The following is a 14,509-nucleotide window of genomic DNA, read 5'->3' as shown; positions in this document are numbered from 1 at the left end:
CACTGCCACAACATGAGCAGTGGGTGCAACGTGCGTTAAGCCCGTTGGCCTGAGCCGGCCGGGGCCGGCATGGGCACCGGGGTGACAAGTTCGCCCGAGGTGAGGAACTTGTCCAGATTCGCGAGGGTGAGTGCCTCCATGGCCGCCCGGGTCTCCACGGTTCCACTGCCGACATGGGGCAGCAGCACCACGTTGTCCAACGCCATCAGTGCCTCGGGCACGTTGGGCTCGTCGGTGAACACGTCGAGTCCGGCGCCCGCCAGCTTGCCCGTGGTCAGGGCGTCGACGAGGGCTTCCTCGTCGACGACGCTGCCGCGGGCGATGTTGATCAGGTAGCCGTCGGGCCCGAGGGCGTCGAGCACATCCCGGTCGACCAGGTGTCGCGTTCCGCTGCCGCCGGCGGCGGCGATGATCAGGACATCGATCTGCCGGGCGAGTTCGACGGGGGACCCCACATAGGCGTACGGGCTGCCGGCGACCTCACGCCGGTTGTGGTAGCTGATCGGGCAGCCGAACGCGACCAACCGGGTGGCGATCGCCTGCCCGATGCGGCCCAGCCCGATGATGCCGACCCGGGCCCCCGAGACCTTGTGGGTCAGTGGGTAATTGCCGTCGGCGGCCCAGCGGCCGGCCCGTAGATAGCGGTCGGCAGCCGAGAACTGCCGCATCGTGTCGATCAGCAATCCCACCGCGGTGTCGGCCACGCAATCGCTGAGCACGTCGGGGGTGTTGCTGACCATGATGTTGCGCGCGGCGGCCGCCTCGACATCCGTGGTGTCGTAGCCGACCCCGAAGTTCACCACCGCACCGAGATTGGGCAGTGCGGACATCAGGCCGGCGTCCACGCCGGTGCGCCCGGACGTCACCACCGCGGCGATCGCGGCACCGTGCTCGGCGAGGAACGGCGCACGTTCGGGACCGTCGGGAAGGACCTGGGCGTCGTAGCCGGTCCGCAGCGTCTCGGAGAGTGACGGCTTGAGCGGGCCCACCTGCAGGACGCGGCGGGTGGAATCGGATGCGGGCACACGTACTCCTCGGTCGGGATGCAGCTACGGTAAGCCCGCGTGCAAATACCCGTCCAACACGGAAATAGCATGGGTTGATACGCAAGCTGCATAATTGCCGCCGCGGCATTGCCGCAGGCGTATCGATGAATGGTCGGTGCCATCAAAAGTGCAGCTCATCGACTATTTTCTGCCGACTACGCCGCTGGCTTGCCGTCCCGGATTCGCCTCATTTCGCCCGATTCCACTGGGTTGACGGCCGCGGCCGGCCGTTCTTAGCGTGTGTCTGCGGTCACAACCCGCATCCACATACGTGGACATCACACCCTGGAGGATTCATGAGGCGAGGTCTTGCCGCTCCGGCAGCCGCCCTGGCCGCCTGTGCGCTCACGGCGGGGTGCACGGTCGCCAACACCGCGCACGGCGGATATGACCCCGACACCCTCCGAATCGTGATCTCCCAGGAACCGCCGACGCTGGAGCCCTGCGAGAGCTCACTGACATCGACCGGCATCGTGGTCCGGTCCAACATCACCGAACCGCTCATCGAGCGCGACCCCGACAGCGGCGATCTGAAGCCGTTGCTTTCCACCGGATGGCGCCAAACCGCCCCCGACCAATGGACTTTCGACATCCGCAAAGGTGTCGTGTTCTCCGACGGTGCGCCGTTCACCGCGAAGGACGCCGCCTTCTCGATCGATCGGGCGGTGAACTCGAACCTGCAGTGCAACGTGGACGGCTACGTGTTCGGCGACGACGAGCTCGACGTCACAGCGCGTGACGAGACCACCGTCGTGATCGGTACGCCCAAGCCCGATCCGATTCTGCCGCTGCGTATCTCGTTCGTCGAGATCGTGCCGTCCGGTACCAGCACCACCGAGAAGGTGCGTGAGCCCATCGGCACCGGGCCGTACGCCATCGAGGACTGGGAGTACGGCCAGAAACTGCTTCTCGAGCGCAACGACCGCTACTGGGGCGACAAGCCGGCCTTCGCCCGCGCCGAATATCAGTGGCGCAGCGAGGGCAGCGTGCGGGCCGCCATGATCACCAACGACGAGGCCGATATCGCCACGTCGCTCGGACCCGAGGACGGAGCGGGCGACCGGGGTGTCCCATTCCAGAATAACGAGACCACCGCACTGCGCATGCAGGCCGGAGAGGCGCCGTTGAACGACATTCGTGTCCGGCAGGCCATCAACTACTCGGTCAACCGGACCGGGATCGTCAACGCCCTGTTCCGTGGTCTCGGGGAGCCCGCCTCCCAACTCATCCCGTCGGGCGTGGTCGGGTACAACGATCGACTCGCGCTGTGGCCCCACGACCTCGACAAGGCCAAGGCGCTGATCGCCGAGGCGAAGGCCGACGGAGTGCCGGTGGACCGGCAGATCCGGCTGATCGGCCGCACCGCCCAGTTCCCGAAGATCTCGGAGACCATCGAGGTGCTGCAGAGCGAATTCGCCGAGATCGGTCTCAACGTCAAGATCGAGATGATGGACACGGCCGGCCAGTTGCAGTACCAGCTTCGGCCGTTCCCGGCGGACACCGGCCCATATCTCCTGATGATCATGCACGGCAATCAGGCAGGTGACGCGGCCTTCACCATGGATCAGTACATGCTGTCCGATGGTCCGCAGAGTGCCTACGGCACACCGGAATTCGACAGCAAGATCCGAGCCGCGGAAGCCCTCACCGGCCATGCCCGCCAAGATGCGTTCGCCACACTGTTCGCCGAGGAACCGCAACAGATCATGCAGTTCGCCTACATCGCCCACATGAAGGGCATTCTCGGCAAGTCGCCACGTATCGACTACACACCCAACTCCGCCACCGGCGACGAGATGCGGCTGTCGGAGATGACGCCCGCTGCGACCGACCGCACCGACAGGAGCTGAGCCGATGTTCCCCTTTGTCCGGCGCCGGATGTACACCAGCGCCATCCCGTTGATCATCGTGCTGCTCGGCGTGTTCCTGCTGGCCCGGCTCACCGGTGATCCGACCAACCTGTACCTGCCAGAGTCCGCCACCGCCGACCAGCGTGAGGCGTTCGCCCACCAGCACGGGTTCGACCGCCCGCTGGCCGCGCAGCTGCTGGACTACTTCAAGGGCGTGATCCATCTCGACTTCGGAACCTCGCTGCGGACAGGCGAATCCGCTTCGGAGATGGCCCTGCGCGCCTTCCCGGCCACACTGCAACTCGCGTTCACCACCATGCTGCTGGCGATCGTCGGCGCAATCATCGTCGGCTGCTGGGCCGCCTACCGGCCCAACTCACTGGCCGACCGGTTCTCCAGCCTGCTCTCCATGACCGCCGCCAGCATTCCCGACTTCTGGTTCGCCATCACCGGTGTCTGGCTGTTCTCCGTGCTGCTCGGGGTGCTGCCCACCTCAGGCACCAATGACGGGGTGCTGTCCTGGATCCTGCCGATCGCCACGCTGATGATCCGCCCGCTGGGCGTGCTCACCCAGGTGGTCCGAGGTGCCATGGTCTCGGCCCTGTCGGCACCCTACGTCCGGCTCGCCAGGAGCAAAGGTGCGAGCGATCTGCGGGTGGTCAGCCACCACGCACTGCGCAACGCCGCCGCGCCCGCCCTCACCGTGGCAGGCGATCTCGCGGTCGGCCTGATCAACGGGGCCGTCGTGGTGGAGGCCATCTTCGGCTGGCCCGGCATCGGGAAGCTCATGATCGACGCCATCCTGCAGCGTGACTTCGCCGTCCTGCAGGCCGCCGTCCTGCTCACCGCGGTGAGCATCTTCGTGCTGAACATCATCATCGACGCCTGTTACGCGCTGCTGGACGCACGTGTACGGGAACCGGCAAAGGTCTAGGGGTAGACCCCGGCCAGCGCTGGCGGCTCACCGTCCCTCAAAAACGCCTGTCCCGCTTCACCAAGACCGGAAAGCGCCTCTCATGAAGGGCACTGTCATGACCCCCCAGTTGAGCAGCAGTGCCGTGGAGCAGCCGATGACGTCCGAGCACGGCGACGCCGACCCCGCACTGGTGGTCGACGGGCTGACCGTCGACATTCGCACCATCACAGGAACCGTCCGTGCCGTCGACCACGTGAGCTTCGCGGCGCATCGCGGACAGACACTGGCGCTGCTCGGCGAGTCGGGTTGCGGTAAATCCATGACGGCCACCGCACTGGTCGGGCTGCTGGAGCCGGTGGCCGAGGTCGTGGAAGGAACTGCGCGGATCGGCGAAATCGATGTCGACATCCTCGCCGCCGACAGCAAGACCCGGCGCAAACTGGCCGGCCCGGAACTGGCCATCGTTTTCCAGGACGCGCTGACCGCGCTCAATCCGCTGTACCCGGTCGGGACCCAGTTGGCCGAACCGTTCCGCATCCACCATGGGATGAAGGCCAGAGACGCCAAACGCAAGGCGGTGGAACTGATGGCCCGGGTGGGTATCCCGCAACCCGAGGAGCGGATCAATTCCTATCCGCATCAGTTCTCCGGTGGCATGCGGCAACGGCTGCTGATCGCGATGGCCGTTGCACTGAATCCGCGCGTGTTGATCGCCGACGAGCCGACCACCGCACTCGACGTCACGGTGCAGGCTCAGATCATGGCGCTGCTGAAGAGCCTGCGCGGTGAATACGACATGGCCGTCGTGCTCATCACCCATGATCTCGCCCTGGTCGCCGAGGAGGCCGACCAGGTGGCCGTGATGTACGCCGGCCAGGTGGTCGAAACCGGACCGGTGGCAGAGGTTTTCGCCAATCCTCGACACCCCTACACCAAGGGCCTGCTCGATTCGGTCCCGGTCGGCGCGGTCCGCGGCGAGACCCTCAAGTCGATCGGTGGTGCCCCACCGGACCTGCACTCGATCCCGGCCGGCTGTGTCTACCAGGACCGCTGCCCGCTGGCCCGGGAAATCTGCGTCACCACCAGACCGGCCCTCGACGGCGGTCACCGGCGCAGCGCCTGCCACTTCCCCGAGCAGGTCGAGACCCACACGCGAGGAGAAGCAGCAGATGTCTGAAAACCTGCTCACGGTCCGCGATCTGCGCAAGTCGTTCCGGGTGGGCAAGAAACAGCTCGCCGCCCTCGACGGCATCGACCTCGACCTCGCCCGCGGTGAAACTCTCGGCCTGGTCGGTGAATCCGGTTGCGGGAAGTCCACGTTGGCGCGCACGCTGATGATGCTCGAGCGCCCGGATTCGGGCAGCGTGACCTTCGACGGCATCGACCCGTTCAGCCTGCGCGGCGGGGAGCTGCTGAAGTTCCGGCGCCGCGTTCAGATGGTGTTCCAGGATCCGTACGCGTCGCTGAACTCCCGCATGACGGCGGGCGACATCATCGCCGAGCCCTGGCGCACCCACAAGACCCTGCACCCGAATCGCAAGGACCGGGAGATGCGGGTGCGTGGCCTGCTCGACATGGTCGGCCTGGGTGCCAAGGCGGCGGGCAAATACCCGCAGGAGTTTTCGGGCGGACAACGGCAACGCATCGGGATCGCCCGGGCGCTGGCACTCAACCCGGACGTCATCATCTGCGACGAACCGGTGTCGGCTCTCGACCTTTCGGTCCAGGCTCAGGTGCTCAACCTGCTCAACGATCTGCAACGGGAACTCGGCATCGCCTACGTCTTCATATCGCATGACCTGTCGGTAGTCCGCCACGTCGCCGATCGCGTGACCGTGATGTACCTGGGCCACATGATCGAGAGCGGCCGCACCGAGGACGTCTACCAGAACCCGCGGCATCCCTACACTGCGGCACTGATGTCGGCGGCACCGAAACTCGATGCGGCCCAGCGGAACAACCGCATCCTGCTCAAGGGTGAGGTGCCCTCGCCACTGAATCCGCCGTCGGGCTGCAGGTTCCGGACGCGTTGTCCGAAGGCCACCGACATCTGTGCCACACAGGCGCCCCCGGCGAGTGCGGACCCACACGTCGACGACCACATCGCCGAATGCCACCATCCGTTGCAGCCGGCCCTGCCCGTTTCGGCGTGAGCATCGCAGGCTACTGGGTCATCGCCGCCGCGATCGTGCTGGCGTCGTGCATGCAGGCGTCGATCGGATTCGGCATGGGCATGCTGGCGGCGCCGATCGTCGCGATCGTGGACCCGGGCCTGATCCCGGGGACGCTCATCATGCTCGCGACGATGGTGACGCTCATGGTGGTAATCCGCGAACGTGAGGACATCGACCTGACCGGCACCGGATGGGCGCTGGCCGGACGGGTGCCGGGCACCGTCGCCGGAGCACTGCTGTTGGTGGTGATGCCCGCCGAAATGCTGGTGTACGCACTGGCCGCCGTGGTGCTCGGCGGCGTGGCCCTGACGAGCATGGGCTGGATGCCCGCGCCGCACCGCCGCAATCTCGTGCTGGCCGGCGCCACCTCGGGGCTGCTCGGCACCGCGACGTCGATCGGCGGGCCGCCGATGGCACTGGTGTGGCAGAACAACACCGGCGCTCGGCTGCGCGGAACGATGAGCAGTTTCTTCCTGGTCGGGTCGGCCCTCTCGATCGTGTTGCTGGCGCTCACCGGTTCGATCGATCACCACGCCGTCGTGGTGTTCGCGATGCTCGTCCCGGCATGCGTGTTCGGCTATGCGTTGTCCCGGTGGGTCAACCGCCACCTGGATCGACGCCGTCAGCGGTGGGCCGCCATCGCGATATCCACCATCGGCGCCGTGGTGCTGATCGTCCGTCAGTTGATGGGAGGCTGAGTTGACCGGCGAAACAGGCAGTGCCGACAGTGTTTCGGTGCGCAAGGTGAAATCCGCGGTGCGCACGGTCGAGCTACTGGAGTTCTTGGCGGAACGGCCCGATCAGCCCACCCGCATCCGGGAAATCTGTGCGGCGCTTGAGATGCCACGCAGCTCGGCGCATGCACTGCTGCGCACACTGGTGGCCCAGGGCTGGGTGCGCTCGGACGAGGCGGGCACGCAGTACAGCATCGGCATGCGGGCGCTGCTGGTGGGAACCGGCTATCTGGACGCCGACCCGTACCTGCCGATGATCGCGCCGTTCCTCGAAGATCTGCGCGGCCAGCTCGACGAGACGTTCCACCTCGCCCGGCTCGACGGTCACGACGTCGTCTACCTGGCCACCCGGGAGTCCCGGCAGTACGTGCGGACCGTCAACAAGGTGGGACGCCGGCTGCCGGCCTACGCCACGGCGCTCGGCAAGGCCCTGCTCGCCGAGCGATTCGGCGCCGAACTCGACGCGCACATCCCGGACCCGCTGACGCCGCTGACCCCGCGCACGCTCGCCGACCGCGCCAGTCTCGACGCGGCCCTCGACGAGGTCCGGGTTCGGGGTTATGCCACCGAGGACGAGGAGAACACGCCCGGAATCAAGTGTTTCGCGGTCACGCTGCGTTACCGCCATCCGGCACAGGACGCGATCAGTGCGTCAGTCCCACTGTCCCGACTCACCCCGGAGCGGGAACGCGAGATCGTCGACGCCCTGCGCCTGGTGTGCGACAAAGCGGCCCGGGCGGCTCGCCCGGTTGCCAACGGGGAGAAGTGGTTCGCATGAGTTTCATCACGAGATTGGAGTACCGATGAGTGCCCAGAACGCGACCCCCGTCGTGACCGAGATGATCGTGGTCCCGATCGCCGGCCACGACAGCATGCTGCTCAATCTCAGCGGTGCGCACGGACCCTACTTCACCCGAAACCTCTTGATCGTCAAAGACTCCGACGGGAACACCGGGGTGGGGGAGGTGCCGGGCGGCGAGTCCATCCGTCGCACCCTCGACGATGCCAGGCCCCTGGTGGTCGGCCGGTCCCTCGGCGGGTACCACGCCATCCTGGCGAGCATCCGGCGGGCGTTCGCCGACCGCGACAGCGCCGGGCGTGGCGCCCAGACATTCGATCTGCGGGTCATGGTGCACGCGGTGACGGCGGTGGAATCGGCTCTGCTGGATCTGCTGGGCAAGCATCTGGGCGTCCCGGTCGCCGCGCTGCTCGGCGACGGTCAACAACGCAGCCGCGTGCAGGCCCTGGGCTACCTGTTCTTCGTGGGCGACCGCAACCGCACCGACCTGGCCTACCAGTCCGCGGCGGACGAGCCCGCGGATGCCGACGAGTGGCTGCGCATCCGCCACGACGAGGCGCTCTCGCCCGAGGCCGTCGTCCGCCTCGCCGAGGCCGCCCGCGCCCGCTACGGATTCCGCGACTTCAAGCTCAAGGGCGGCGTGCTGCCCGCCGCTGACGAGGCCAAGGCCGTCACCGCGCTGGCCGAACGGTTCCCCGACGCGCGGATCACGCTGGACCCCAACGGCGGCTGGCTGCTGGCCGACGCCGTCGAGACCTGCCGTCAGCTCACCGACGTACTGGCCTATGCCGAAGATCCGGTCGGTCCCGAAGGCGCGTTTTCCGGCCGCGAGGTGATGGCCGAATTCAAACGGGCGACCGGCCTGCCGACCGCCACCAACATGATCGCCACCGACTGGCGTGAGCTGGGGCACGCCATCCGGGCCGGGGCTGTGGACATCCCGCTGGCCGATCCGCATTTCTGGACGATGAGCGGCTCGGTCCGCGTGGCGCAGCTCTGCGATGCGTGGGGTCTGACGTGGGGTTCGCACTCCAACAACCACTTCGACGTGTCACTGGCGATGTTCACCCACGTCGCCGCGGCGGCACCGGGTGACATCACGGCGATCGACACGCACTGGATCTGGCAGGACGGCCAGCGGATCACCAAGGCGCCCTTCCAGATCGTCGACGGCTACCTCGACGTGCCCGCCGCACCGGGACTGGGCGTGGAGCTCGATGAAGACCGGGTGGCCGCGGCCCACGAGCTCTATCTCGCCAAGGGCCTCGGCGCGCGCGACGATGCCGTGGCGATGCAGTACCTGATTCCCGGCTGGAAGTTCGACAGCAAACGGCCTGCATTGCAACGGGATTGAGGTGAGATGAAGATAGTCGTCGCCGACTCCTATCTGGTTCCGCACCGCGATCGGCTGGAAGCCGCGCTGCCCGAGGGGGCGGCCGTGTGCTGGCATGCCCCCGGCGACAGCCGGGTCCTCGACGATCTGGGTGACGCCGACGTGTTCGTGGGCAGTCGCTTCACGGCTGAGATGGCTGCTGCCGAAGGCCGGTTGCGGCTCGTACACGTCAACGGCGCCGGTACCGACAAGATCGAGTTCGACAGCCTGGGCCCGGACATCCTGGTCGCCAACACGTTCAATCACGAGCAGTCCATGGCCGAGTATGTTGCCGGTGTCGCGGTGATGCTGCGACGGCATCTGCTCGAACAGGACCGCGCGCTGCGCACCGGCCGCTGGGCGAGTCCGGGCTATGACCGTTCGATCGGACAGTCGCGTTCGTTGCAGGGCGCTCGCGTCGGGTTCGTCGGATTCGGCCACATCGGCCGCAGCAGCTGGAATCTTCTGCGGGCCTTCGGAGCCGAGGGTGCGGCCGTCACCGGCAGCGGGAAACTGGACGTCGCACGCGAAGGACTGCGCTGGGCCGCCGACAGCGGCAGGCTCGATCAGCTGATGGCCGAATCAGAACTGGTCGTGGTGTGTGCGCCGCTGACCGAGCAGACCGTCGGCATGATCGGTGCGGCCCAACTGCGAGCGCTCGGGCCCGACGGCATCCTGATCAATGTCGGGCGCGGCCCGCTGGTCGTGGAATCCGCTCTCTACGAAGCACTGTCGACGGGCGTGATCGCCGCGGCGGCCATCGACGTGTGGTACCGCTATCCGGATGCCACCGGTTACGGCAGCCCGGCCGGCGCGCCATTCCACACCTTGCCGAACGTGCTGATGACCCCGCATGTGTCCGGCGTGACGGCCAATACGTTCGCGGCCCGGGCCGATGACATCGCCGCCAACATCGGCCGGCTCGTTCGCGGTGAGCCGCTGCACAACCTGGTCAGGTGACGGCGGGCTACCAGTTGTAGTAGCCGCCCTCGGGGCCGAGCATGCGTTCCAGCCGGGCCCGGTTGATCCGGGCCAATTCGTTGCGGACGACCTTGCGTTCGGTCTCGCGGTCGTTGTGCAACCGGTCGACGATCCCGGCCAGGGCACGCTGCGCGCAACAGTCCTCGACGAACATCACGAAGCCGAACTCGAACCGTTCGGAGTAGTGCTGCACCTCGGTGTTCAGGGCTGCCATCACCGCGGGATCGTCGTCCCACACCGAGCACTGTTCGCACACCGACTTCGGGCTGCGCGGGCGCCTGCCGATATGCGGATAGGCCTGCAGCACGCGGTCGATGGAATTGTCCCCGAGGCTGAACATCAGGTCGTCGGCCTGCCGGAACAGTGAGGCATGGTCGGCGAACGGGCGGCCACCGGCAAGGTCGGTGGCCAGCACCACGCTGTAGCAGCATTCGTATACGGCGTGCACCGCACGCCGCAGGGGCAGTGCGTTGTACGCCTCAAGACCCATGCCCTGATGCATCAACACCTGGTCAAGCATGAGAGGCGCAGAGCACAGGGGAGTTACCCAGTGTTACAGCGAGGCTAATTCTCCGGTCGGTGGCTTTCGATCGGCGGGCCGATCAGTGTGCTTCCATCGGCGGGGCCGATCAGTGGCCTTCGGTCTTGAACCGCTCGACCGAGCGCTGCAACTCGGCCTCGGCCTCTTCGCGGCCCACCCAGTCGGCGGTCTTGACGAACTTGCCGGGCTCCAGGTCCTTGTAGTGCACGAAGAAGTGCTTGATCGCGTCGAGTTCGAATTGCGACACGTCGCCGAGGTCCTGGATGTGGTCCCAGCGGGGATCCCCGGCGGGCACGCACAGCAACTTGTCGTCGCCGCCGGCCTCGTCGGTCATCTTGAACATCGCGACCGGGCGGGCCTCGACGGTGCACCCGGGGAACACCGACTCGGGCAGCAGCACCAGCGCATCCAGCGGGTCGCCGTCTTCGCCGAGGGTGTCCTCGAAGAAGCCGTAGTCGGCCGGGTAGCCCATCGGGGTGTAGAGGTAGCGGTCGAGTTTGACCCGGCCGGTCTCGTGGTCAACCTCGTACTTGTTGCGCGAACCCTTCGGGATCTCGATGACGACGTCGAACTTCACCGTCGCGGCTCCTTCGCATCTGCGGTCAGGCTTGGGTCGTCGGGCGACGACGCGGGTCAACCCTAATAGAGCGATAGTCTGGCCTAAACGGGTGGCTCGTCCCCACCACCGGCAGAGCAGGAGAAATATGCGGCCCACTCGGTGGCGGCAGTCCACCCATGTGGCGGTTGGCGTCGTGGTCCTGGTGCTGGTCGCCGCCGTCGTCGCGGTTGCCGCCGTGCTCACCGGGCACCGTTCCAGCAATGCCGAGGCGGCCCCGCCCGCGCCTGCGCCTGCGACCGCCAGTCCGGCGATCGTCCCGGTGGACATGTCGGCCCCGACACCGACCATCGGCGGCCTGGCCGCCGCGCTGGCCCCGGCGCTCGCGAATCCCGATCTCGGTCAGGTGACCGGCCGGATCACCGACGCGGAGACCGGTGCCGAACTGTGGGAACAGAACTCCGGGGTGCAGATGCAGCCCGCGTCGGTCAACAAGGTGCTGACCACGGCGGCCGCGCTGCTCACACTGGACCGCAATGCCCGGCTGGCCACCACGGTGCTGGCCGTCGACTCGCAGCCCGGTCTGGTGGTGCTCAAGGGCGGCGGTGACACCACGCTCTCGGCGGCGCCCGAGGACACCGACACCTGGTACAAGGGCGCGGCCCGGATCAGTGACCTGGCCGAGCAGGTGCGCAGCAGTGGCATCACCGTCACCTCGGTCCGGGTGGACACCAGCGAGTACAGCGGCCCCACGATGGCGCCGGGCTGGGATCCGGCCGACATCGAGGGCGGTGACATCGCACCGATGGAACCGGTGATGCTCGACGGCGGGCGCATCCAGCCGGTGACTGTGGAATCCAAGCGGTCGATCACACCGGCGCTGGACGCGGGCCGGGCCCTGGCCGCCGCGCTGAAGGTGGACCCCTCGACGGTGACGGTGCTGTCCGGCGGGATCTCCGACGGCAGGCAGATCGCCGCGGTGCAGTCCGCGCCGCTGATCGAGCGGCTGCGCCAGATGATGAACGAGTCCGACAACGTGATGGCTGAGTCGATCGCCCGTGAGATCGCCGCCCAGGTGAACCGGCCGCAGAGCTTCGAGGGTGGTGTGGACGCGGTGCTGAGCCAGCTCGAGGGCATCGGCATCGACATGTCGGCGGCCAGGCTGGTCGATTCCAGCGGCCTGTCGACGGAAGACCTGCTGACCGCCGGGATTCTCGACGAGGTGGTCAACATCGCGGCGGGCAACACGGAACCGGCCATGCGGCCGTTGGTCGACCTGCTGCCCATCGCCGGCGGCAGCGGCACGCTGTCCAATCGGTATCTGGACACGGCAGCCGGCCGTGACGCCGCGGGCTGGCTGCGGGCCAAGACCGGGTCACTGACGGGGACCAACGCGCTGGCCGGGATCGTGACCGACGACAGCGGGCGGGTGCTGACGTTCGCGCTGATCTCGAACAACGCCGGGCCCACCGGGCGCACCGCGATCGACGAGTTGGCCGCGGTGCTGCGGTCGTGCGGATGTGGCACGTGAACGATCGAGTCACCATGACCGCGGGCCGCGCCGTCGACTGGGACTTCGCCGCGACGGTCGGGGCGAAGCTGGCCCGCGCGGCCCCGGCGGCCACCGACTACACCCGCAACCAGGTCATCGAACAGCTCTCGGAGAGTTCGAAGGCCGCCGAGCTGCCGGTGCGCGAGGTGACCGGTCTGATCGAGGGCGCCGAGGTGCCCGAGGCCCGCGTGGTGGATCGGCCCGAATGGATCCGGGCGGCCACCCGGTCGATGCGGGTGATGACCACCGGTATCCAACCCGGCGACGAAAATGACGACGAGAAACCGGGATTCATCACGGGCCGGGTGACCGGCGCGCAGACCGGTGCGGTGTTGGCGTTCATCTCCTCGGGCATCCTCGGTCAGTACGATCCGTTCGGTCCCGACGGTGGCGAGCTGCTGCTGGTGTACCCGAACGTCATCGCGGTGGAACGCCAATTGCGTGTCCCCCCAGCTGATTTCCGCCTGTGGGTGTGCCTGCACGAGGTCACCCACCGGGTTCAGTTCCGCGCCAATCCCTGGCTGGCCGACCACATGTCGCAATCACTGGCGATACTCACCCAGGATGCCGGTGAGGATGTCGCCGAGGTGGTGGGCCGGCTCGCGCAGTTCGTCCGCAACCAGCGCGACGGATCGCCGCCGGACCCGAATTCGAGCGGTGTCCTCGGCCTGATGCGCGCCGTGCAGGCCGAGCCACAGCGCCGTGCGCTCGATCGGCTGCTGGTGCTGGGCACCCTGCTGGAGGGGCACGCCGACCACGTGATGGATGCGGTCGGCCCGGCCGTGGTGCCCACCGTCTCGACCATCCGGCGTCGCTTCGATGAGCGCAGGCAACGTAAGCAGCCGCCGCTGCAGCGCGTGGTGCGCGCACTGCTCGGGTTCGACGCGAAGCTGAGCCAGTACACCCGGGGCAAGGCGTTCGTCGACCATGTTGTGGGAGCCGTCGGCATGGCCCGGTTCAACACCATCTGGTCCAGTGCCGACACCCTGCCTCAACCCGACGAGATCGACGAACCACAACGATGGATCGACCGGGTGCTGTAGCCGCGCTGCGGCAAGCGGTCGCGGCCGCCGGTCGGGCCGTCGACGGCTCGGCGTGGTGCGTTGGACTGTCGGGCGGCCCGGACTCCCTGGCGCTGACCGCGGTCGCGGCCGTCCTGCGCCCCACCACCGCGCTGATCGTCGACCACCGGTTGCAAGCCGGATCGGATACCGTCGCCGATGCCGCACGCCGGCAGGCGATGGATCTGGGTTGTGTTGCGGCGCATATTCTTTCGGTTGATGTTGGCCGCGTGGGAGGGCCGGAGGCGGCGGCGCGTAAGGCCCGCTACGCCGCTCTCGACGCGGCCCGTGACGGCGCACCGGTGCTGCTCGGCCACACCCTTGACGATCAGGCGGAGACGGTGTTGCTCGGGCTGGGCCGCGGATCGGGTGCCCGCTCGATCGCGGGGATGCGCCCGCATGACCCGCCGTGGCACCGGCCGTTGCTCGGCGTGCGGCGGACGTTGACCCACGCGGTCTGCGACGAACTGGGCCTCACCCCGTGGCAGGACCCGCACAATGCCGAGTCGCGGTTCACCCGCGTCCGGCTGCGCCGCGAGGTGCTGCCGCTGCTGGAGGACGTGCTCGGCGGTGGGGTGGCCGAGGCTCTGGCCCGCACCGCCACCGCACTGCGAGAGGACACCGAGACGCTCGACGCGCTCGCCGCCGAGGCCCTTGCCGAGGTGCGGGCCGAGGACGGCGGTCTGGACACCGCCCGGTTGGCTCCGTTGCCCGACGCGCTGCGGCGCCGGGTGATCCGGTCCTGGTTGCTGGCCGGTGGGGCGTGTGATCTGACCGACATCCAGATCCGCGGCGTCGACCGGCTGGTGACGGCCTGGCGCGGGCAGGGCGGCGTGGCCGTCGGGTCCGGGCTGCGCGAACAGCGGTTGTTCGCGGGGCGCCGTGGCGGCGTGCTGAGGATGCACACCGAAGCGGTCTAGCGATCCG

14 protein-coding genes are annotated in these 14,509 nt (G+C 67.9%); 11 read left to right on the top strand and 3 right to left on the bottom strand.

Translation table 11 applies throughout. The features are described from left to right. Nucleotides 1–35: 35 nt before the first annotated feature. Entirely contained in the window at nt 36–1,025 is a 990-nt protein-coding gene (locus QQ25_RS28400) for a 2-hydroxyacid dehydrogenase (protein WP_039382399.1), read from the bottom strand. A gap of 317 nt (nt 1,026–1,342) precedes the next feature. Between QQ25_RS28400 and QQ25_RS28395 the strand changes: the two genes are divergently transcribed. The 8 genes from QQ25_RS28395 to QQ25_RS28360 all read left to right on the top strand — a co-directional run bounded on the left by QQ25_RS28395 (nt 1,343) and on the right by QQ25_RS28360 (nt 9,851). Next, nucleotides 1,343–2,896, top strand: coding sequence for an ABC transporter substrate-binding protein (locus tag QQ25_RS28395; protein ID WP_039382397.1), 1,554 nt, complete (start codon nt 1,343–1,345; stop codon nt 2,894–2,896). Nucleotides 2,897–2,900: 4 nt separating this feature from the next. Further along, the gene (locus QQ25_RS28390) at nt 2,901–3,830 is read left to right on the top strand and encodes an ABC transporter permease (RefSeq protein ID WP_039325738.1); all 930 of its coding nucleotides are present in this window, start codon (nt 2,901–2,903) and stop codon (nt 3,828–3,830) included. Nucleotides 3,831–3,927: 97 nt separating this feature from the next. After that, the gene (locus QQ25_RS28385; RefSeq protein ID WP_082017743.1) at nt 3,928–4,989 is read left to right on the top strand and encodes an ABC transporter ATP-binding protein; all 1,062 of its coding nucleotides are present in this window, start codon (nt 3,928–3,930) and stop codon (nt 4,987–4,989) included. Beyond that, on the top strand, nt 4,982–5,965 hold the full coding sequence (locus tag QQ25_RS28380; protein WP_039382396.1) for an ABC transporter ATP-binding protein: 984 nt from the start codon (nt 4,982–4,984) through the stop codon (nt 5,963–5,965). The genes QQ25_RS28385 and QQ25_RS28380 overlap by 8 nt, the downstream gene beginning before the upstream one ends. Then, on the top strand, nt 5,962–6,684 hold the full coding sequence (locus QQ25_RS28375; protein WP_039382394.1) for a sulfite exporter TauE/SafE family protein: 723 nt from the start codon (nt 5,962–5,964) through the stop codon (nt 6,682–6,684). Before QQ25_RS28380 ends, QQ25_RS28375 begins: the two co-directional genes overlap by 4 nt. Before the next feature lies 1 nt (nt 6,685). Beyond that, on the top strand, nt 6,686–7,498 hold the full coding sequence (locus QQ25_RS28370; protein WP_052236123.1) for an IclR family transcriptional regulator: 813 nt from the start codon (nt 6,686–6,688) through the stop codon (nt 7,496–7,498). A gap of 25 nt (nt 7,499–7,523) precedes the next feature. Then, nucleotides 7,524–8,873, top strand: a complete 1,350-nt coding sequence (gudD, locus tag QQ25_RS28365; protein ID WP_039382392.1) for a glucarate dehydratase — start codon at nt 7,524–7,526, stop codon at nt 8,871–8,873. A gap of 6 nt (nt 8,874–8,879) precedes the next feature. Further along, nucleotides 8,880–9,851, top strand: a complete 972-nt coding sequence (locus QQ25_RS28360) for a 2-hydroxyacid dehydrogenase (RefSeq protein ID WP_039382390.1) — start codon at nt 8,880–8,882, stop codon at nt 9,849–9,851. A 7-nt stretch (nt 9,852–9,858) separates the two neighbouring features. On the opposite strand, the gene QQ25_RS28355 is transcribed toward QQ25_RS28360, so the two are convergent. Together QQ25_RS28355 and QQ25_RS28350 are read right to left on the bottom strand one after the other, a co-directional pair. Beyond that, nucleotides 9,859–10,374: a 2-oxo-4-hydroxy-4-carboxy-5-ureidoimidazoline decarboxylase gene (locus QQ25_RS28355; protein WP_039382779.1), complete on the bottom strand. Its 516-nt coding sequence runs from the start codon at nt 10,372–10,374 to the stop codon at nt 9,859–9,861. A gap of 127 nt (nt 10,375–10,501) precedes the next feature. Continuing rightward, nucleotides 10,502–10,990, bottom strand: a complete 489-nt coding sequence (locus QQ25_RS28350) for an inorganic diphosphatase (RefSeq protein ID WP_039325728.1) — start codon at nt 10,988–10,990, stop codon at nt 10,502–10,504. A gap of 127 nt (nt 10,991–11,117) precedes the next feature. On the opposite strand from QQ25_RS28350, the gene dacB reads away from it, so the two are divergent. Genes dacB through tilS form a run of 3 tightly spaced genes read left to right on the top strand, consistent with a single transcriptional unit; the run spans nt 11,118 to nt 14,502 of the window. Further along, nucleotides 11,118–12,500: a D-alanyl-D-alanine carboxypeptidase/D-alanyl-D-alanine endopeptidase gene (dacB, locus tag QQ25_RS28345; RefSeq protein WP_039325721.1), complete on the top strand. Its 1,383-nt coding sequence runs from the start codon at nt 11,118–11,120 to the stop codon at nt 12,498–12,500. Further along, nucleotides 12,488–13,564, top strand: a complete 1,077-nt coding sequence (locus tag QQ25_RS28340) for an Rv3626c family coenzyme F420 biosynthesis-associated protein (protein ID WP_039382388.1) — start codon at nt 12,488–12,490, stop codon at nt 13,562–13,564. Before dacB ends, QQ25_RS28340 begins: the two co-directional genes overlap by 13 nt. Further along, entirely contained in the window at nt 13,543–14,502 is a 960-nt protein-coding gene (tilS, locus tag QQ25_RS28335; RefSeq protein ID WP_039382386.1) for a tRNA lysidine(34) synthetase TilS, read from the top strand. The genes QQ25_RS28340 and tilS overlap by 22 nt, the downstream gene beginning before the upstream one ends. Nucleotides 14,503–14,509 lie beyond the last annotated feature (7 nt).

The organism is Mycolicibacterium setense (genome assembly GCF_000805385.1).
Lineage (GTDB): Bacteria > Actinomycetota > Actinomycetes > Mycobacteriales > Mycobacteriaceae > Mycobacterium > Mycobacterium setense.
Note: the sequence above shows the minus strand (reverse complement) of the source record. Positions and strands in the feature narration are given on the sequence as shown.